Genomic DNA, 15,711 nt, shown 5'->3' on the forward strand with positions numbered 1-15,711 from the left:
TTTACTATAATTCACATCGGATTGGAAGGAAAGTGGCTACATTGGATACATATTTAAGGAAGAGGTCAGGGTATAGATCGTGTGAAGCGCGTTAGCCATGAGCAATACGTTTAAATATCCGAACCAAACGACTCGTGAATCCAAACTTCTTGCTGTGTGTTCCGACTATACCTTTGACCGTATCTTGGACGTCGGGTGCGGAGACGGAGAACTCACGATGCGAATCGGAGAAGCGTGTAACGTTGCCGATGTCTTCGGGATCGATATCTCCAGAACCGACGTAAAATCGGCGCAAAACCGGGGTGTGAACGCAGTACTACTCGACGTCGATCGCGAGGGGTTACCGTTCGAGAACGAGACCTTCGACGGCGTTCACTCCGGAGAGGTGTTCGATTACATCAAAAACGATAGTAGTTACTTTCGAGAAATCCACCGCGTCTTGAAACCCGGCGGAATATTTATTATTTCCATTCCGAACCTGGCATCGCTCCACAACCGACTCGCATTATTGGTAGGGGAGATGCCATTCCCGTTACGACCCCAGTTCGATTGTTGCTATTCCGAGCACGGATTGGGATCCGAAACGACGGCGGAACGAGTGAACGTACTTACCCACGGACTGTTGCAAGAGACTGTGAGGAGACACGGCTTTGCAGTCCGCCGTGTTGTCGGGTGTGGGGTGGATACCAACCTGTCGTTCCCTAAACAACTCTTCGACAACCTTTGTGCTCGGTATCCTCCAGTAAGTTATCGAAACATACTAGTTTGTGAGAAAATAGACGACGAATTAACGTACTGAGACGGTAAGATAGAAAACCCGTACGGGCTATATATGCGGACTCCGGTGACCCGAACGGGCTATTTTCGGACCTCTCTTCGAACGAGTACCAACAGTTGAATAGTCGGACCGAACCGAGAAACACCCGGATGGTAAACGGAAATGGACAGCGACCATCACGATCCGGTCGAGATCGTTTGTCGGTGGTAAGAGTCCTCTAGTACCGTTTACACACCCCATATTGTTTATTCAAATTGTATAAATTCACACCCAGCAGAAACGGTGGGTTAGCTATCTGAACTCGTTGGTTTAGAGGGGATACTGCGCTATAATTCTGAAAATTCGGGTAGCAAAATCCGGTCAATCACCTCTACTGGAATCCTCGATACGCGTTATGTCTGAAAATATCTCTTTTAGTAAGCGCGCAAACATGACTCCGAAACGCCCTATAATACATAGATATTTTCTAGATTGGTTGATACTGTACGGGGGAAATATATTTATACGTCCTTGTGCTGTAAATTTGCCATGGTATTCGAACGCGGCCCTCAAGGGAAACTCCATGCCCCGGCATACCGGAATGGCTGTTATCATGGACGGTTAACCGACTGTTGTTTCCTTTGCATGGGGCGCATTGCCCTCTCCTCGACGACGTCTCCACTCCGATACCGAGCCGCTCAACGCGACGATGACCACGACCTTCTCGGTGAGCGCGTCGTGGTCCCGTGCGTCGATCGTTCGTCTGCCTCGTACGAACTCGATTACAGGAGAGGGATAATCAACGACATCTACGTGCTCTCCGGGGACGATCCCGATCTGCTGACGGTCAAAATCGGTGAGGATGAGTACATCCATATCAATCTGGCACCAAATGAACGGCGAGGAGCCGTCGAAGTACAAACAGAGTCGCATCCTGGTAAGCTGTGACGAAGGAGTTCCTCGAATCAATCTTGCGGTGAGTTGAGCTTCAGAACGAGGTAGTTCGGATATGCCGTGTGCTTCGAGATGCCACGGGACGCCACCGATCACTGACGAAGGAATCTGTGGCGGTTCTCGCAGGTGTTCACGAGAGCGTCATCGGTCACGTCGGTGTCGGAACGGGTGACGGCGGATGGCCGCCACCTCTCTCGGTCGCTTCCGTCGTCGATGGTGTATTCGGGGGTACCGAGGCTGACACTCCCGTCGCCGTACGCAACGATATCCTCGGCGGCGTCTTCAAGGTCATCTCACACAAGAAATCGAACTCGTCCGCCATCCCGACGGATGAGCGACAGGACTGGCGGTTTGTCTCCGTCTCTACTTTCTCGCCTTTTTGAGTCCGCGCGGGCCCGAACCCTCATCCTCTTTCCCTCGCCTTTCTCACCAGCCGTGACGTAGACCTCGTCGGCTTCACACGTCGTAGCGGTCGCATTCGTCGATATTGCCGCTCACGTCCCGTTGCTATAGCACGTACTGCTGGGAACCTTTGTCGGTCGCTCCACGGTTCCACGTCGTCACTCTCGTAGTGGACACAACACGTTACCGTCCCGCCCGCTTCGGCGAGATGGAGACGCTCGAAGCATCGCCTACGCGGAGGGAGAAAGATCTGGGCTGACTTATTGCCACCGTTGTATACCGCGCTCATCGACGAGCGTGTCGCCGATTTGGACCCCGATTCGATGGACTCTCGAGTCAGGCGAACTCGACGAAGACCTCGAGCCAGTCCGCAACCTGCCGAGGAAGTAGAAATCCCTCGCGAACGTGTTCCCGCCCGTTTTGGCCGAACGACTTCCGTTGTTCTTCGTCCTCGAGCAGCGCTTCGGTTCGTTCCGCCAGCGCTTCGATGCTGTCCGGTTCCACGAGGTAGCCGTTCTCTCCGTCGACGATCTGCAGTGGAATGCCGCCGACGTTCGAACCGACGACCGGCGTCCGCTTCCAGAGCGCCTCGGCGACGACGAGGCCGAACCCCTCTCGCAGCGACTTCTGGACGACGACGTCCGATCGACGCTGCAGAACGTTCATCGTGGTATTCGGGAGATCCGCCAGGAGGTGTACGTCCGGATCGTCGGCCGCCTCGACTGCGACTCGGTCGTAGATCTCTCTCCCTTCCGGATCGTCGGCGGCCATGCCGCCGACCAGCGCTAGCTGGAGGTCCGGTATCCGCTCGGAGATCCGTCGGTAGGCCTCGAGCGTGCCGAACTGGTCCTTCCACGGATCGAACCGGGACACGTGGGCCACGAGCGGTGCGTCGAACGAGATCGGCAGTTGCTCGCACTCGGCCGTGATCGTCTCGTCGTCGAGGTCGCGGTTCTTCGGAGCGAGCGGATCGATCGACGGATAGACGACGCTCGAATCGCGAACGGAAACCTCGCTCTCGTAGGCCGAGCGGCTGAATACCGCGTGATCGACGCGCTCGGTGTAGTCGGAGACGAACGCGAGATGCTCGTGAGACGGGTCGCTCAGGTCGATGTGACAGCGCCAGACGACGGCAGCGTTCGGCATCGTTTCCGCGAGCGTCTCGACCATCCCGAGAGCTTGGGGATCGTGCAATACGACGACGTCGTACTGGTCGTCGATCGCGCCCGCGTTCCGTTCGACGACGTCGCGATAGGTAGCCTTCATTTCGTCCGTCAGCGGCGTCTCCTTCCCCTGGAGGCCGTTGTGAAGGGACTTGGTTATCTCGAAGAAGCCCTCGTTGGCGTCCATGACGAGCCAATCAGTGTCGACGCCGAGGTCGGAACACAGCGGAACGATCGACTGGAGGAGTTCGGCGACACCGCCGCCGGTCGCCGTCGAGTTCACGTGGAGTATTCGACTGTCCGCAAGGCCGTCTGCGAGCGTGCGGAGTTGCTGAGTCTGACCGGGACTCGTTGCGGAGTCGTACGCCGCTATCGATCGGTCTTCGAGAACTGGTGAGCGCATAGTGGTGGCGAATCCATCTCCAGTGACGGGACGGAAGTGAGTACGCCTACGTCCATGTTGGAACACTCAAGGAGATAAACACCCGGGGCGGAATCACGAATCGAGTAATCTGATTCCCGAATCTTCATCCTTCGATGACTTTACACTACTCGTTTCCGAGCATCGCAGCGTCACGATTACCGTCGGTAGTTGGCTCGGTCCCCGATCGAACACGACCGCTCTTCGCCGCGCGACGACATACCTACGACAGAATGGAATCGAAAATCGACGGATTCTCTTACCCGAGTCGTCGACGGCGAGTCGATCGTCGATTCGGTCTCTCTGCGCGTCCGGACGTCCGACGTCGTCGCCGTCATCGGCCCGTCAGGTGCGGGGAAGTCCGCGTTCCTCCGACACCTCAATCGGCTGGACGAACCCGCCGACGGCACCGTGTTCCTCGACGGCACCGATTATCGGGAGATCGATCCGCAGAACCTGCGCCGGCGGATCGGACCGATCCCGCAGGACGCCGCTCTCAGTCGCGGCACAGTCGCAGGAAACGTCGCGCTCGGCGCCCGCGTCCGCGACAGCATCAAGAGTCCGGGTATCGTCCAGATTCCCGGACTGATGGCGGGGATGATCATCGCCGGAGCGAATCCGATCTACGCGGCCCAGTATCAGTTCGTGATCATGCTGATGATCTTCGCCGCCGGCGGGCTGACGGTCGTAGTGAACACGATCCTGATCAGTCGCCGCGTGTTTACCGGCGCGAAGCGGTTGGACGATGGCGTCCTCGACGCGATCGAGACGTGATCCGACCGCGAAATACCTCTCTTTCGAGCGTTCCTCGGCTACACCGTCGTTGATCCGTTCGAAGGCGAAGCACTCAGGAGTTGCGCTCCCACCCTCCTTTCTCCAGTATAGCGGCCCGGAACTACCGAGGAAACCCGAGCGGTGCTCTCAATCGTTGAAACGCTTTCGCTGATTCCTATCGGGGAGCGCTCGAGCTGATCAGTTAATGCGTTCCGGGCGAACGTGTTCGTATGGCGCAGGCAACGCTCGCGGTCGCGCTTCCCGAGGACGTGTGGATCCAACAGGTATCGACCGCTCATCCCGAGGCGACGTTTCACGTCATCGCCGCCGTTCCCGGCACCGAGTCCGGATTCGCGCTGGTTCGCATCACCGATCCGGACGTCTCGGCCGTCCTCGAGGAGATGGACGATCACTCACAGATCGTCGACCTGTCGCTCGTTCAGCGAAGCGACGAGGAGGCGACGGTCCACTTCGAGACGACGATGCCGCTGCTGCTCTTTTCGTCGCGAGACTCGAGCACGCCGATCGAACACCCGGTCGAAATCCGGGACGGGGAGGCGACGATCGAGGCGACGGGCTCTCGTAAACACCTCTCCCAGTTCGTCGAACAGCTCTCCCAGTTCGGACTCCAGTACCGTATCGAGTCCCTGCGGGAACGGCTTCACGATAATCAACTCCTCTCCAAGCGCCAGCAGGAACTCGTCGTTGCCGCCGTCGACCAGGGGTACTACGACACGCCGCGGCGGTGTTCGTTGACCGAACTCGCGGACCACCTCGGTATCGCGAAGTCGACGTGTAGCGAGACGCTTCACCGCGCGGAAGAGGTGATCGTCAAACAGTTCGTCGACGGCCTCGCTACCGTCCAGGCGGAATCACTGTTCGAAAACTGATTGTATCGGCGGTGTTCACTCGGGTGTCAGACGGACGACGGGGGCGTCTTCGTCGTCCACGACGACGTACAGATTCCCTGTCTCGGGTTCGACCTCGACGTCGCGGATTCGCCATCCCCGGTCGTCCAGCAGCGAGTCGGCTTCCTCGACGTCAGTTCCGTCGACGGTGAATCGGCCGAGGTACTCTCCGGCCAGGGTACCGACGAACAGGTCGCCCTCCCACTCCGGAACGGCGTCGCCGTCGTAGAAGGTCGCCCCGGCGGGCGGAAAGCCGCCGGAGTTGCACTCCCAGTGGTAGACCGGATCGACGACGTCCTCGCGTTCGTGCGGTTCGTCGCCGATCGGCTCGTCCGTTCCGTACTCGCAGCCGTAGCCCGCGACGGGCCAGCCGTAGTTACCGCCCGACTCGACGACGTTGATCTCGTCGCCGTCCTCCTCGCCGTGTTCGCCCTGCCAGAGCTCGCCCGTTTCGGGGTGGACCGTCACGCTCTGGACGTTCCGGTGGCCGTAGCTGAAGATAGCGTCCCTCGCATCGTCCTCGTCGACGAACGGGTTGTCCGCGGGGATCGAGCCGTCCGGCTCGAGCCGCAGCGTCGTGCCGAGATCGTTGGTCACGTCCTGAGAGACGTGGTCGGGGCCGAAATCCTTGGACGCACGGTCGCCGACGGTGACGTAGACCATGCCGTCGTCTCCGAAGACGACTCGGGAACCGTAGTGGGCGTCCGAGTCGACGAACGGTTCGGCCGCGTACAGCGCTTCGACGTCTTCGAGCCGTGCCTCCTCGGTATCGAATCGGCCCCGGCCGAGAACCGTGGTCGACTCCCCGTCACCGTTCGCCGTCGAGTACGTCAGGTAGAGCCACGGCTCGTCCGGGAAGTCGGGATGGAGCGCGACGTCGAGCAGGCCACCCTGGCCTTCCGCGTACACGTCCGGCGCCCCCTCGAGTTCTTCGTCGGTCCCGTCGTTCGGGTCGATGAGGCGAAGCTGACCCGCACGCTCGGTGACGAGCAGCCGACCGTCGTCCGGGAGAAACGCCATCCCCCAGGGGTGCTCGAGACCCTCGATTACCGTTTCGATTTCGAAACCGTCGGGACTCGCTCTTCCGTCGAGGACACCGGTGCAGCCGGCGACGACTGTCGAGAGGATACCCCCGGAACTCGAGAGAACCGTGCGTCGCTTCACGGAACGATATGGGGATATACACGAGTAAAAGCTTTCTCCGACACTAATCGGTCGTGTTTAGTTAAGCGCGAAAAGCGGGACGGCACGATTTCTGGTTGCCTATAGCAGAAATTGACTCCTTCAGTGGTTGAAGCGGCTGGATCGACTTGAATTTGTGGAGCGCGAGCGGACACCACGTCGGCTGGTGGAGCTCGGTATTCGACTTCCTCTTGCTGGACTATCGCTTTCGAATACCGTTCGAAAAATATAGAATTTCGGTATCGAACGCTCACGAAAAGCAGTCCACGGTTGAGTTCACAAATACGATCTACAGCCCGCCGACGGGGCTTCGTCGCATCACGCTGCGCTCGACGAGACCGTGATTCGGATCGACGACCAGCAGTAGTGACTGTAGGATGCGATCGATCCCGAAACAAACACACTGCCGCATATCCTGCTGCTCTCGACGACTACAATAGCATTGATACAGACGTTTCTCCGGGAGATTTATGAGAAATGACATCGGAGACACCGTATCCTCGTCGATCATGGACAGTATCTAACGGCTGTACTGCACCGAACTGGGCTCCATTTCAGACCATTTGGAGAATCAGTTGTAAGAGAAATACCGCGCATTCGAACGGCGAATGGATATCGCTGAATTAGCAGACGAATGGCTCCCGAAAAGTCAGACCCGGCGTGCCGTTCGACGGACGAGCAGATCCATACGGTTCTTCGCTTATCTAAAGACGGATGGGTGAGTGAATTACCTCGCCCTGCTTGCTCGGCTTGGGCTCGCTCGTCAAGACAGGCACCCCTCACCGGAGAGCAGTCAGACCGTCGTTCCTGTTGATGTACACCGTCTCGCCAGCAACGAAACAATCAACGCTGAACCCGTCGCTCCATTGCGCATCGTCGAACGTAAACCGCCATCGCTCGGATCCACTCTCGAGGTCGAATCCGATAATTTCGTCGGTGACCCGCGATCCGTTTACGCTGTGAGCGACGACAACGGTCTCGTCAGCGATCGTCGGCCGTCCATACCGATGCATCCCGTCTTTCGACCAGCTGGAACGAGAGTTGTACATCGCGAGGCCATCCCGTCCGCGGGTTACCGTCCGTCCGTTGGCGGTGGCGGTCGCCAACGCATCCGGAATGAAGTCGCCGTGTTCCTCTTCGGCACGGTCGAAAATCATCACCCCCCTTTCGGTCTCGTTTTCGATGAACAGCGTGTCTTCGGTTACGGTCAGCCCTCTAGCGTAGTACCCCGGCTTCAGGTGAGCCGACCACTGCGTCTCACCGGTTCTCGGATCGAACGCGGCTACCGCGTCCGTGTTGATGGACCCTTCACTTGCTCGATCATCGAGCAGCGCCCAGACCGCTCCATCCGTCGCAGCGATCGAGTCATATCGCGTGTTGAAAATGTAGGAGGTCTGACTCGGACTGTCATTATGAGGTAGTTCGTACGTTACGCTGACCGAGTCGCGCTTCCAGCAGCACGAACCGTCGGCGGTATCGAACGCGTAGAGCGTCCCGTTGACGACGACGTAGACGGTCTCAAAAGCGACGACTGGTGCCGAACTCACCGCGTTGTCACCGAACGTGTTGCACCAACGGATGTCACCGCTGTCAGCCTCGATCGCCGTCAGTTGATCGCCGGTCACAAAGACCGCCTCATCGGCAACCGCTGGCGTCGTCAGGCCCTGAATATTGCCAGTCGTCCACAGCAAGCATCCATCGTCTGCATCGAGGGCGTGGATCTCGCCGTCATTCTGGAGGATCTCGCCGTCCGTCTGGAGGTACACCGTTCCGTCGACGACCGCGGCTGCTCCGGTCTCGTCGTACTGCCAGGCGATCGTCTCCGGTTCCTCAAGATCGTCCGCGGACGGAACGTATCGTGTGTTTCCTGCGTTTCCTCCGTACGATGACCAGCCGGTGGGTTCTTCGAGCGATGCCTGATCCTCGTTGATCAAGTCGTCTGCAGTTCCGCTCGACGAAAGCAATCCACCAGCCAGAAGCGCTGTACCTGTTCTCAGTACCGACCGCCGTTGCCAATCTGCCATACTCCCTTCGAGGATCGAATCACATATATTCATTCAGCATCTAACGTAATAGTTACATTCTTAGAACAATTGATGTAGAGGAAATATAAAAATCAAAATTGATATGACTAACTATAGTTGACATTCCGTCATTTTCAGCCAAGAAAACGTTTCGGGAGGGTTCCGTATAGGCTGATCGCCGGTGGTGGACAGAAAAACGGCCGTCGGACTCCGTACCTGGGGAAATCAGAAGGGGACGATCGGCGAGAAATCGTCGAACTGCGGGCATTGCGACGGTGGTCTCGAAAATGTCGATTCTACGGTCGCGGACGATCGAAGGACGTTCGGACGGGCCCACTCGGGAGTCACCGTCACGTAGAGATTCAAGACGCCTCGGAAGGCTAGTGCGCCTCGAACTCGAGTTGGTAGCCGGTCGCGTCGGCGCACCTGTCCATGGAGAAGATGTAGGACATCGTCTCTTCCGGGTCGAGTCCGAACTGGGCGATGTCGCCACCGAGGGAATTCCCATCGTCGTCGGTTGTCATTCCGATTCCCTCAAACCAGATCTCAGTATCCGACGTGTTCCGCAACTCGACCCGAATGTTACAGAGGTGCGAGCCGGGATAGGACTCCCAGATGAACTCGTGATCGATGATTTCGAGCACTCCTTCTAGCTCATCGTCCATAGTAACCGTTGCCTCCATCTCGTCGTTCTCCGGTGGGTCGTTAGCCTCATTGTTTTCGTGCTCATCCTGGTCCTCATCGTCGGTTTCGCCGTCCTCTTCCTCTTGGTCCGCGTCGGCCGAGTCGTCGGTGTCATCTCTCGTCTCGTCGTTGTCCGTCTCTTCGTCGTCAGTCTCATCACCGGCCTCCTCGTCATCCGCGGCTCCTTCGTTAGGCTCATCACTCGTCTCCTCAGCGTCGTCCGTCTCGTTTCCGGATTCGTTGTCCGCCTCCTCTTCGTCTGGATCGTCCCAGTCGTCGGATTCGTTGTTCGCCTCCTCGTCGTCGGTTTCGTCCTCGTCTGTCGTCTCTCCATCGGTGAGAGAGTCCTCGTTGTCTTCGTCACTCGTCTCTGAATCTTGGCTATCAGAGTCGGTGCCGAACGAAGTACATCCTACAAAGATAGCGATCAGCGAGGAACCAGTTAATTTCGTGAAATATCTTCTATTCATTACTCACAGTAAGCTACCTCTATTAATAAACTTATACAATATCACCAACGGCCATAGACAATCGTCGATTGGGGATTCATCTGTGATCGGATCTGTTCTAACGGATTGACTCATCGGAATCTGAGGTGGCGGAAACGCGTTCACTGGTGGATATTGAGAAGATATAGACTCTGATCGATCGAATACCGATTACCCGCCCGAGCGAGGATCCGTTTTTGTCCGGTGTCGGTGATACGAAAGTCGAGCCAGAATCCTGCCTCCGGGAACGGGATCTCGCCAAATAAAGGGTGCCTACTACACAATTTCTTAGCTTCAACGGAAAATTTGATCGATGACAATAATGGGACGACTTCTAAATTCATTCAATTACACCCTATTATGTTCTAGTATATCAATACTAATGAAATACTGCCATTATACATTGAAATTAACGTGTCAAACTGGCAGCCGCGCGGTCATACCATCCGATCCGGCGGTAATCCAGCAATACACTCACAACCATGACGCCTAGCCCAGAAACGAGGGTCTTCGGGACCAACGACAGTACGGCGAATAGAATACTCAATTTGAACAGTCCACGCGAAGAGACGCTCGATCTCGGGAGCGATGACCAGGCTCAACTCAATCAGCGGAATCGGTCCGGGATTCGCATCCGGGTAACCACCGACGTTGCTGGCCTGAAGTGCCGTCTCTCTGCAATGACCGACGGGGTCACGACGGCACACCTGACCGACGATTCGGGAACCGTCCTCGAGCAACAGGCGATCGGCGGTCTCGAATCTGGCCAGACGTTCTCGTTTGACACCGAGCTCAGTGCCAACGAAACCTACCTGGTCTTGTGCGATGCCGATGGCCAAAGCTACACCCGGGGACGAGCCGCGGTCGACTACCCGATCGAGGGCGACTCCCTAATCGCCACCCACGGCGTCTACACCGGCAATGGTACGCGATCGAACAGCTACCGGTACTGTATCGATCGTATCACACCAGTCGGCACGCGCAGTGAAATTGGTGGTACGCTCGATCTTGGGGATGACGACCTCGCTCAGCCTGGCCAGCGGAATCGCTCCGGAATTCGTATCGAGACGACCGAGACTATCGACGGCCTGGCATGTCGTATTTCGAGAGAGACAGTCGGTATTATAACGGCGTATCTGGTCACCGATGCGGGAACGGTTTTGGAACGCCAAACGACCGCAACGCTCGCACCCGGCGAGAGGTTCGCGTTCGAAAGCGAGCTCGAAGCCGACACCGCCTACTGGATTCTCTGTGATGCCAGCGGGCGTACGTACACCCGGGGACGAGCTGCGGTCGACTACCCGATCGAAGGGGAGTCGCTGGTGGCGACCCGCGGCATCTACACTGGCAATGGTGCGCGATCGAACAGCTACCGGTACTGCATCGATCAAATCACGCCGGGCGGTATACGAAACGAGATCGGTGTCTCGCTCGATCTCGAGAACGACGACCAGGCGCAGTTCGGTCAGCGAAATCGATCTGGAGTTCGGATCCAGGCAACCGACGAGATCACTGGCCTGGAGTGCCGCCTCTCGGCGGAGACCGACGGAGTCACGACGGCACACCTGACCGACGACTCGGGATCCGTCCTCGAGCAACAGGCGATCGGCGGTCTCGAATCTGGCCAGACGTTCACGTTCGACACTGCACTCGAAGCTGACGAGACGTACTGGGTCCTGTGTGACGCCGATGGCCAAAGTTACAGGCGGGGCCGAGCCGCGGTCGACTACCCGATCGAGAGCGACGTTTTGGTAGCCACTCACGGCATCTACACTGGCAGCGGGGCACGGTCAAACGACTACCGGTACTGTATCGATCGGATTCAGCCGGCCGACGCGACTCTCGAGATCGGCACGACGCTCGTGCTCGGGACCGACGACCAGGGCCAATCCTGGGCCGGGCTGACCGGTCAATCCGGGGTTCGAATCGAGACGACTGAGGACGTTGACGGCCTTGAGTGTCGCCTCTCGGCGCAGACGGAAAGAGTCGCAACGGCCTATCTGACCACCGATGCGGGAGTCGTCATAGAACGCCAAACGATCGCAGCGCTCGAAGCCGGCGAGACGTTCGCGTTCGAAAGCGAGCTCGAAGCCGACACCGCCTACCGGGTTCTGTGCGATGCCCGCGGTCGCGATTACGTCCGTGGTCGAGCCGCGGTCGACTACCCGCTCGAGAGCGACTCCCTGGTGGCTACCCACGGCGTCTACAGTGATGATAGTCAGTCGAGCAGCTACCGGTACTGTTTCGATCGGATGAGACCCGCTAACAACGTGGAAAGCAGGGTCGGTACACTCGATCTCGAGAGCGACGAGTTAGCCCAATCCTGGAGCGGACTGACCGGTCGATCCGGCATCCGCATTCGTGCGACCGAAGATATAACCGATATAGAATGCCGTCTCTCTGCAATGACCGACGGGGTCACGATGGCGTATCTAACCGACGACTCGGGAACCGTCCTCGACCAGCAGGCGATCGATTCCGTCGAGGCCGGCGAGACGTTCGAGTTCGATATCGCACTCGAGGGCGGCGAGGTCTACCGGGTTCTCTGTGATGCGGACGAGCAGAGCTACACTCGGGGTCGAGCCGCGGTCGACTATCCGCTCGAAGGTGATTCCTTGGAGGCCACTCACGGTATTTACGGCGGAGACCTCCAGTCCAGTAACTACCGCTACTGTATCGACCGTATCAGGACGGCTTCTACGAACCGTGGATTACTGGCGTCACTCAGGAATCGTTCGCTCGATGTCACCACCGTCGACGTCGCTGAACATCCATCGATCGACGAGAACGGAGACCTGTCTGCGGAGTTGCTCGACTACCTCGAGAGCCAGGAGGAGGTCAACCACGAGATCGTCCTCCCGAGAGGGTCGTACAAATGGAATACAAACTTCGTACTCACTGATCCGATCGAATTCCTCGCAATCAGGGGCGATCCACGGGCGACGCTCGAGATTCGGAATCACGACGTGAGCCTCGCGTTTCAGTTCGGCAGGTGGGGGAGTAACACTCCGCCCCAGCACGTCGTCATCCAGAATCTCGACGTCGATATCAGCGACGAGCTCGAGCGGGACGCCGGGCTGATGATTGTTCACGCCGGTCGCTGTCTGATAGACAACGTCAATCTCGTCGGTCAGCGCACTCTCCACGGACCGTATTCCGGCAACCGATATACGTTCTTGATCAATACTCGGGACGAAAATGCGACCTCGGTGATTCGCAACGTAACCGCCACAGACGGCGAGATCGAGAATCCCAATGTACCAATGCTCGGGAACCACACGATCGGATTCAGCGCCGATCCACCACACGAGGGGATTAACGTCTGGCAACAGTGCCACGTCGAAGATTTCGTCGTTAGCGCGTACTACCTGAAAAACAGTCCCGGCGAAAACATTTTGGATCGGTCGACAGCGATCAACAATGGAAGCAGCGGCATCCGGCTCGGAGTGGCAGACGAGGCTCGCGATTGTAAAATAATCTTCGATGACATGTCGAACCGGAAATATGCTGGATGCGGACTTTGGTTCAACGGCGGCCAGCCAGTAGCCGAGCGAATCGAGATCGACGGGACTGATGCTCAAAACGACCTGGTGAGGGTCAATAGCGAAGCCGATGGAGGCCACATTAGGAACCTCAGCGTATTTTGTGGTCCTACTGCTGCCGCCACCACGGTGCGATGTACACGGGCATCTTTCACAGATCTCCAAGGTCTTCTAATCGAAGACTTCGTAATCGACGATATCACTACGGCCAGCATCGGTCCGAGCGTTGTTGTGCGACGACCGGATGTAACGCTCCGGTCCGGCGTGATCTCCGTCGAGAATCGCCCGGCGTTAGGCGGTACCGAAGAGCCAGTGCTCGAGGACGTCAACTTCCAATAGGCACGAGTAGCTCTACTGCGCTGTTTCTTTCTTCAGGTGGCTACCCGATGCACTGCGGATGCTTTCGTCTCGAATTGCTTCGTTTTGCGTCCGGCTGACGATAGTTTCAGCTGGTTCGAGCTACGACGTGAATTTTGCAAGACGCTTTGGCCTATGCCAAAAATCGACCGTCTCGCCGGTTGTAGCGACTGGATTTGTCGAGTTTCGCCTTTCGGAAGTAGATTGATGGTCAGGGAGAGCTGTCGCTGTAAGCGTAGCGGGCAGGGTGTCGCATGAGCGTCACCCGACTATATTCCCATTCGAAGTGTTTCGCTCAGAGACGAGCGCCGCGAACCTGCCGGGGCAGGTTCGCTGGCGCGATGGCCTCCAGTGCCCGCGCTGCCGGTCTGAATCAGTGACCAAGTCCGGCAGCTATAGTGGATGCTAGAAATAATTGCTCACTTTTGGAACTGAGAGTTGTTCAAGAGCGGTATCGATCGCCGTTGTTAACTCGGCAAGTGAGTCGAAGAACCGGTTGTTAAGAGCCGTTCGAAGCTGTCTCCAGCACTCTTCGACCGGATTCAGTTCTGGAGAATTTGCTGGTAACGTGATGAACTCAAGGTCGTCACGGGCCGCTAGATCCGTGACGGCCGACGCCTGAAAGTACGGCGCTCCGTCCGGAATCACGATCAAGTCCTCTTCGAATTTACTACATAATGATAGAACGAATTGCTTGGCGTGATCGGCGGTAACGTACTCTTCGAACCGAGCGAAAGTGCGATCACCGTCCTCGGTGATCGCGCCCAACAGACACGTCCGGTCGCGTTGCCCGGATAAGTCGACAGATGGGCGCGTGCCGCGAGGAAACCACGCGGCACGCGGCTCGACTTGCACGGATTTCTTGGTTTGATCGACACACACTATTGTGGCGTCCATTTCCCGCCGCTTTTTTTGGGTTCCTCGCGGAACGTTTCTCGCTCGTCAGCATCAGACTCGGCGGCTGTACGGCGTGGCTTTTGATAGCTCAATCCCGCTTCTTTCAACAACCGCCGGCAACTCGGGACCGAGTATTCGACATCGTATGTCTCGTCAAGATACCGCTGGACGAGCGCCGTCGTCCACGCCGGCGCGTCAACCCCAACTTTCTCAGGAGATTCGTGGACAGTTTCTTCGAACTCTTGTTGCTCCTTTTCTGAGAGCTTTCGCTTTCTTCCGGACCGATGAGCATCAGTAACGGCCTGCTCAAGCGACTCGTCGGTGTCGAGTCGCTTGAGCCAACTATAGATCGTCCGTCGCTGAACGCCGTACCACTCGGCTAGTTCAGTCTGCGTGACGCCGTTTTTGTACGCTATTGCAGCTAAGAGCCGTTGTGTGGGCTTTTTTCCTTCCACGTTGCCGAGGGCATCTTGTAATTCCTCGACAGATATTTCGTCGAGATGGTCCACTGCGTTCAACAACAATACCTGAGTAGAAAGTTCTAACGGTTACTATACGAGTCTCGCTGTAAGGATTGTGGACGCACCTTCCGACAGGGCCGATTACTACAACCGTCAGAGACCGCATCAATCGCTCGACGGAAAGACGCCAGCTGAGGAGGTGCTAAACTAGACAGTGCCTCGTAGAGGTAATCGTCGTTCCGGTTCAGGGTCCCGTTCTCCAGGACGAGATGACCGTCGTCCGACCCAGCGGGACGTTTGCCCGCTGGTAAAGCTGAGAGTCGCTTCCGATGTTCTTAGACGCGTCGTAGTCACGACTCCTCTAAATCGGGCCAACGGCGAACTCGAGTGTCTCGTCAACGATCGCAGCTAGCGTCTCGAGACGGGAACAGAGTCGTTCGAGAATTAAGTGGCCAGAATCTCTCCTCGGAGACAGAACGTCTCATCTGGAGTGGGAACAACACCAGTTCGCATCTCGAGTTCCGGTTACCCTGTCGCTATCCAGCGCCCCACTGCACGAACACGGCCTCGAGTCGTGGTGGGCGCCGCCCGAAACACGCCTTGGCTACTCGCTTCTCGTTCGTTGAAGGGGGTCTACAGACCGAGCAATCGGAGGACGATCCCGATTACGATGCCCGTGATACCAACGAGCAGCCCA

Annotated in this window: 10 protein-coding genes and 3 pseudogenes; 6 read left to right on the forward strand and 7 right to left on the reverse strand. The window is 57.4% G+C overall.

The genetic code is table 11. From position 1 onward, the window contains the following. Positions 1-97: 97 nt before the first annotated feature. Entirely contained in the window at positions 98-799 is a 702-nt protein-coding gene (locus NED97_RS20310) for a class I SAM-dependent methyltransferase (protein ID WP_252490901.1), read from the forward strand. A 579-nt stretch (positions 800-1,378) separates the two neighbouring features. Here the strand turns inward: NED97_RS20310 and NED97_RS20315 are convergent. The 3 genes and pseudogenes from NED97_RS20315 to NED97_RS20325 all read right to left on the reverse strand — a co-directional run bounded on the left by NED97_RS20315 (position 1,379) and on the right by NED97_RS20325 (position 3,679). Next, positions 1,379-1,678: a hypothetical protein gene (locus NED97_RS20315; RefSeq protein ID WP_252490902.1), complete on the reverse strand. Its 300-nt coding sequence runs from the start codon at positions 1,676-1,678 to the stop codon at positions 1,379-1,381. 44 nt (positions 1,679-1,722) lie between these two features. Then, positions 1,723-2,402 (reverse strand): annotated as a pseudogene (locus tag NED97_RS20320) (IS1595 family transposase). A 47-nt stretch (positions 2,403-2,449) separates the two neighbouring features. Further along, a complete protein-coding gene (locus NED97_RS20325) occupies positions 2,450-3,679 on the reverse strand; it encodes a glycosyltransferase (RefSeq protein WP_252490903.1) in 1,230 nt (409 codons plus the stop codon). A gap of 189 nt (positions 3,680-3,868) precedes the next feature. On the opposite strand from NED97_RS20325, the gene NED97_RS20330 reads away from it, so the two are divergent. After that, on the forward strand, positions 3,869-4,471 hold the full coding sequence (locus NED97_RS20330; RefSeq protein ID WP_382207790.1) for an ABC transporter permease: 603 nt from the start codon (positions 3,869-3,871) through the stop codon (positions 4,469-4,471). Positions 4,472-4,701: 230 nt separating this feature from the next. After that, complete coding sequence (locus NED97_RS20335; protein WP_252490904.1) at positions 4,702-5,361, forward strand: helix-turn-helix domain-containing protein; 660 nt, start codon at positions 4,702-4,704, stop codon at positions 5,359-5,361. Between the two features lie 15 nt (positions 5,362-5,376). On the opposite strand, the gene NED97_RS20340 is transcribed toward NED97_RS20335, so the two are convergent. Further along, entirely contained in the window at positions 5,377-6,543 is a 1,167-nt protein-coding gene (locus tag NED97_RS20340) for a PQQ-dependent sugar dehydrogenase (RefSeq protein ID WP_252490905.1), read from the reverse strand. A 140-nt stretch (positions 6,544-6,683) separates the two neighbouring features. Between NED97_RS20340 and NED97_RS23370 the strand changes: the two are divergent. Next, positions 6,684-7,120, forward strand: a pseudogene (locus NED97_RS23370) (IS6 family transposase); the annotation flags it as partial. A 220-nt stretch (positions 7,121-7,340) separates the two neighbouring features. Here NED97_RS23370 and NED97_RS20345 read toward each other — a convergent pair. Both NED97_RS20345 and NED97_RS20350 read right to left on the reverse strand, forming a co-directional pair. Continuing rightward, positions 7,341-8,585 (reverse strand): outer membrane protein assembly factor BamB family protein, encoded by a 1,245-nt coding sequence (locus NED97_RS20345; RefSeq protein ID WP_252490906.1) that lies wholly within the window; start codon positions 8,583-8,585, stop codon positions 7,341-7,343. 380 nt (positions 8,586-8,965) lie between these two features. Beyond that, positions 8,966-9,739 (reverse strand): hypothetical protein, encoded by a 774-nt coding sequence (locus NED97_RS20350; protein ID WP_252490907.1) that lies wholly within the window; start codon positions 9,737-9,739, stop codon positions 8,966-8,968. Positions 9,740-10,437: 698 nt separating this feature from the next. On the opposite strand from NED97_RS20350, the gene NED97_RS20355 reads away from it, so the two are divergent. Next, positions 10,438-13,638: a hypothetical protein gene (locus NED97_RS20355; protein WP_252490908.1), complete on the forward strand. Its 3,201-nt coding sequence runs from the start codon at positions 10,438-10,440 to the stop codon at positions 13,636-13,638. Between the two features lie 289 nt (positions 13,639-13,927). Further along, positions 13,928-14,053, forward strand: a pseudogene (locus NED97_RS20360) (IS1595 family transposase); the annotation flags it as partial. Between the two features lie 8 nt (positions 14,054-14,061). On the opposite strand, the gene NED97_RS20365 reads toward NED97_RS20360, so the two are convergent. Next, positions 14,062-15,062, reverse strand: a protein-coding gene (locus NED97_RS20365) for an IS630 family transposase (RefSeq protein ID WP_252490909.1) whose coding sequence is annotated in 2 segments (ribosomal slippage) — positions 14,062-14,573 and positions 14,573-15,062 — 1,002 coding nt in all. Because the reading frame shifts where the segments join, the coding sequence is not laid out codon by codon here. Positions 15,063-15,711 lie beyond the last annotated feature (649 nt).

The organism is Natronococcus sp. CG52 (genome assembly GCF_023913515.1).
Taxonomy (GTDB): Archaea; Halobacteriota; Halobacteria; order Halobacteriales; family Natrialbaceae; genus Natronococcus; species Natronococcus zhouii.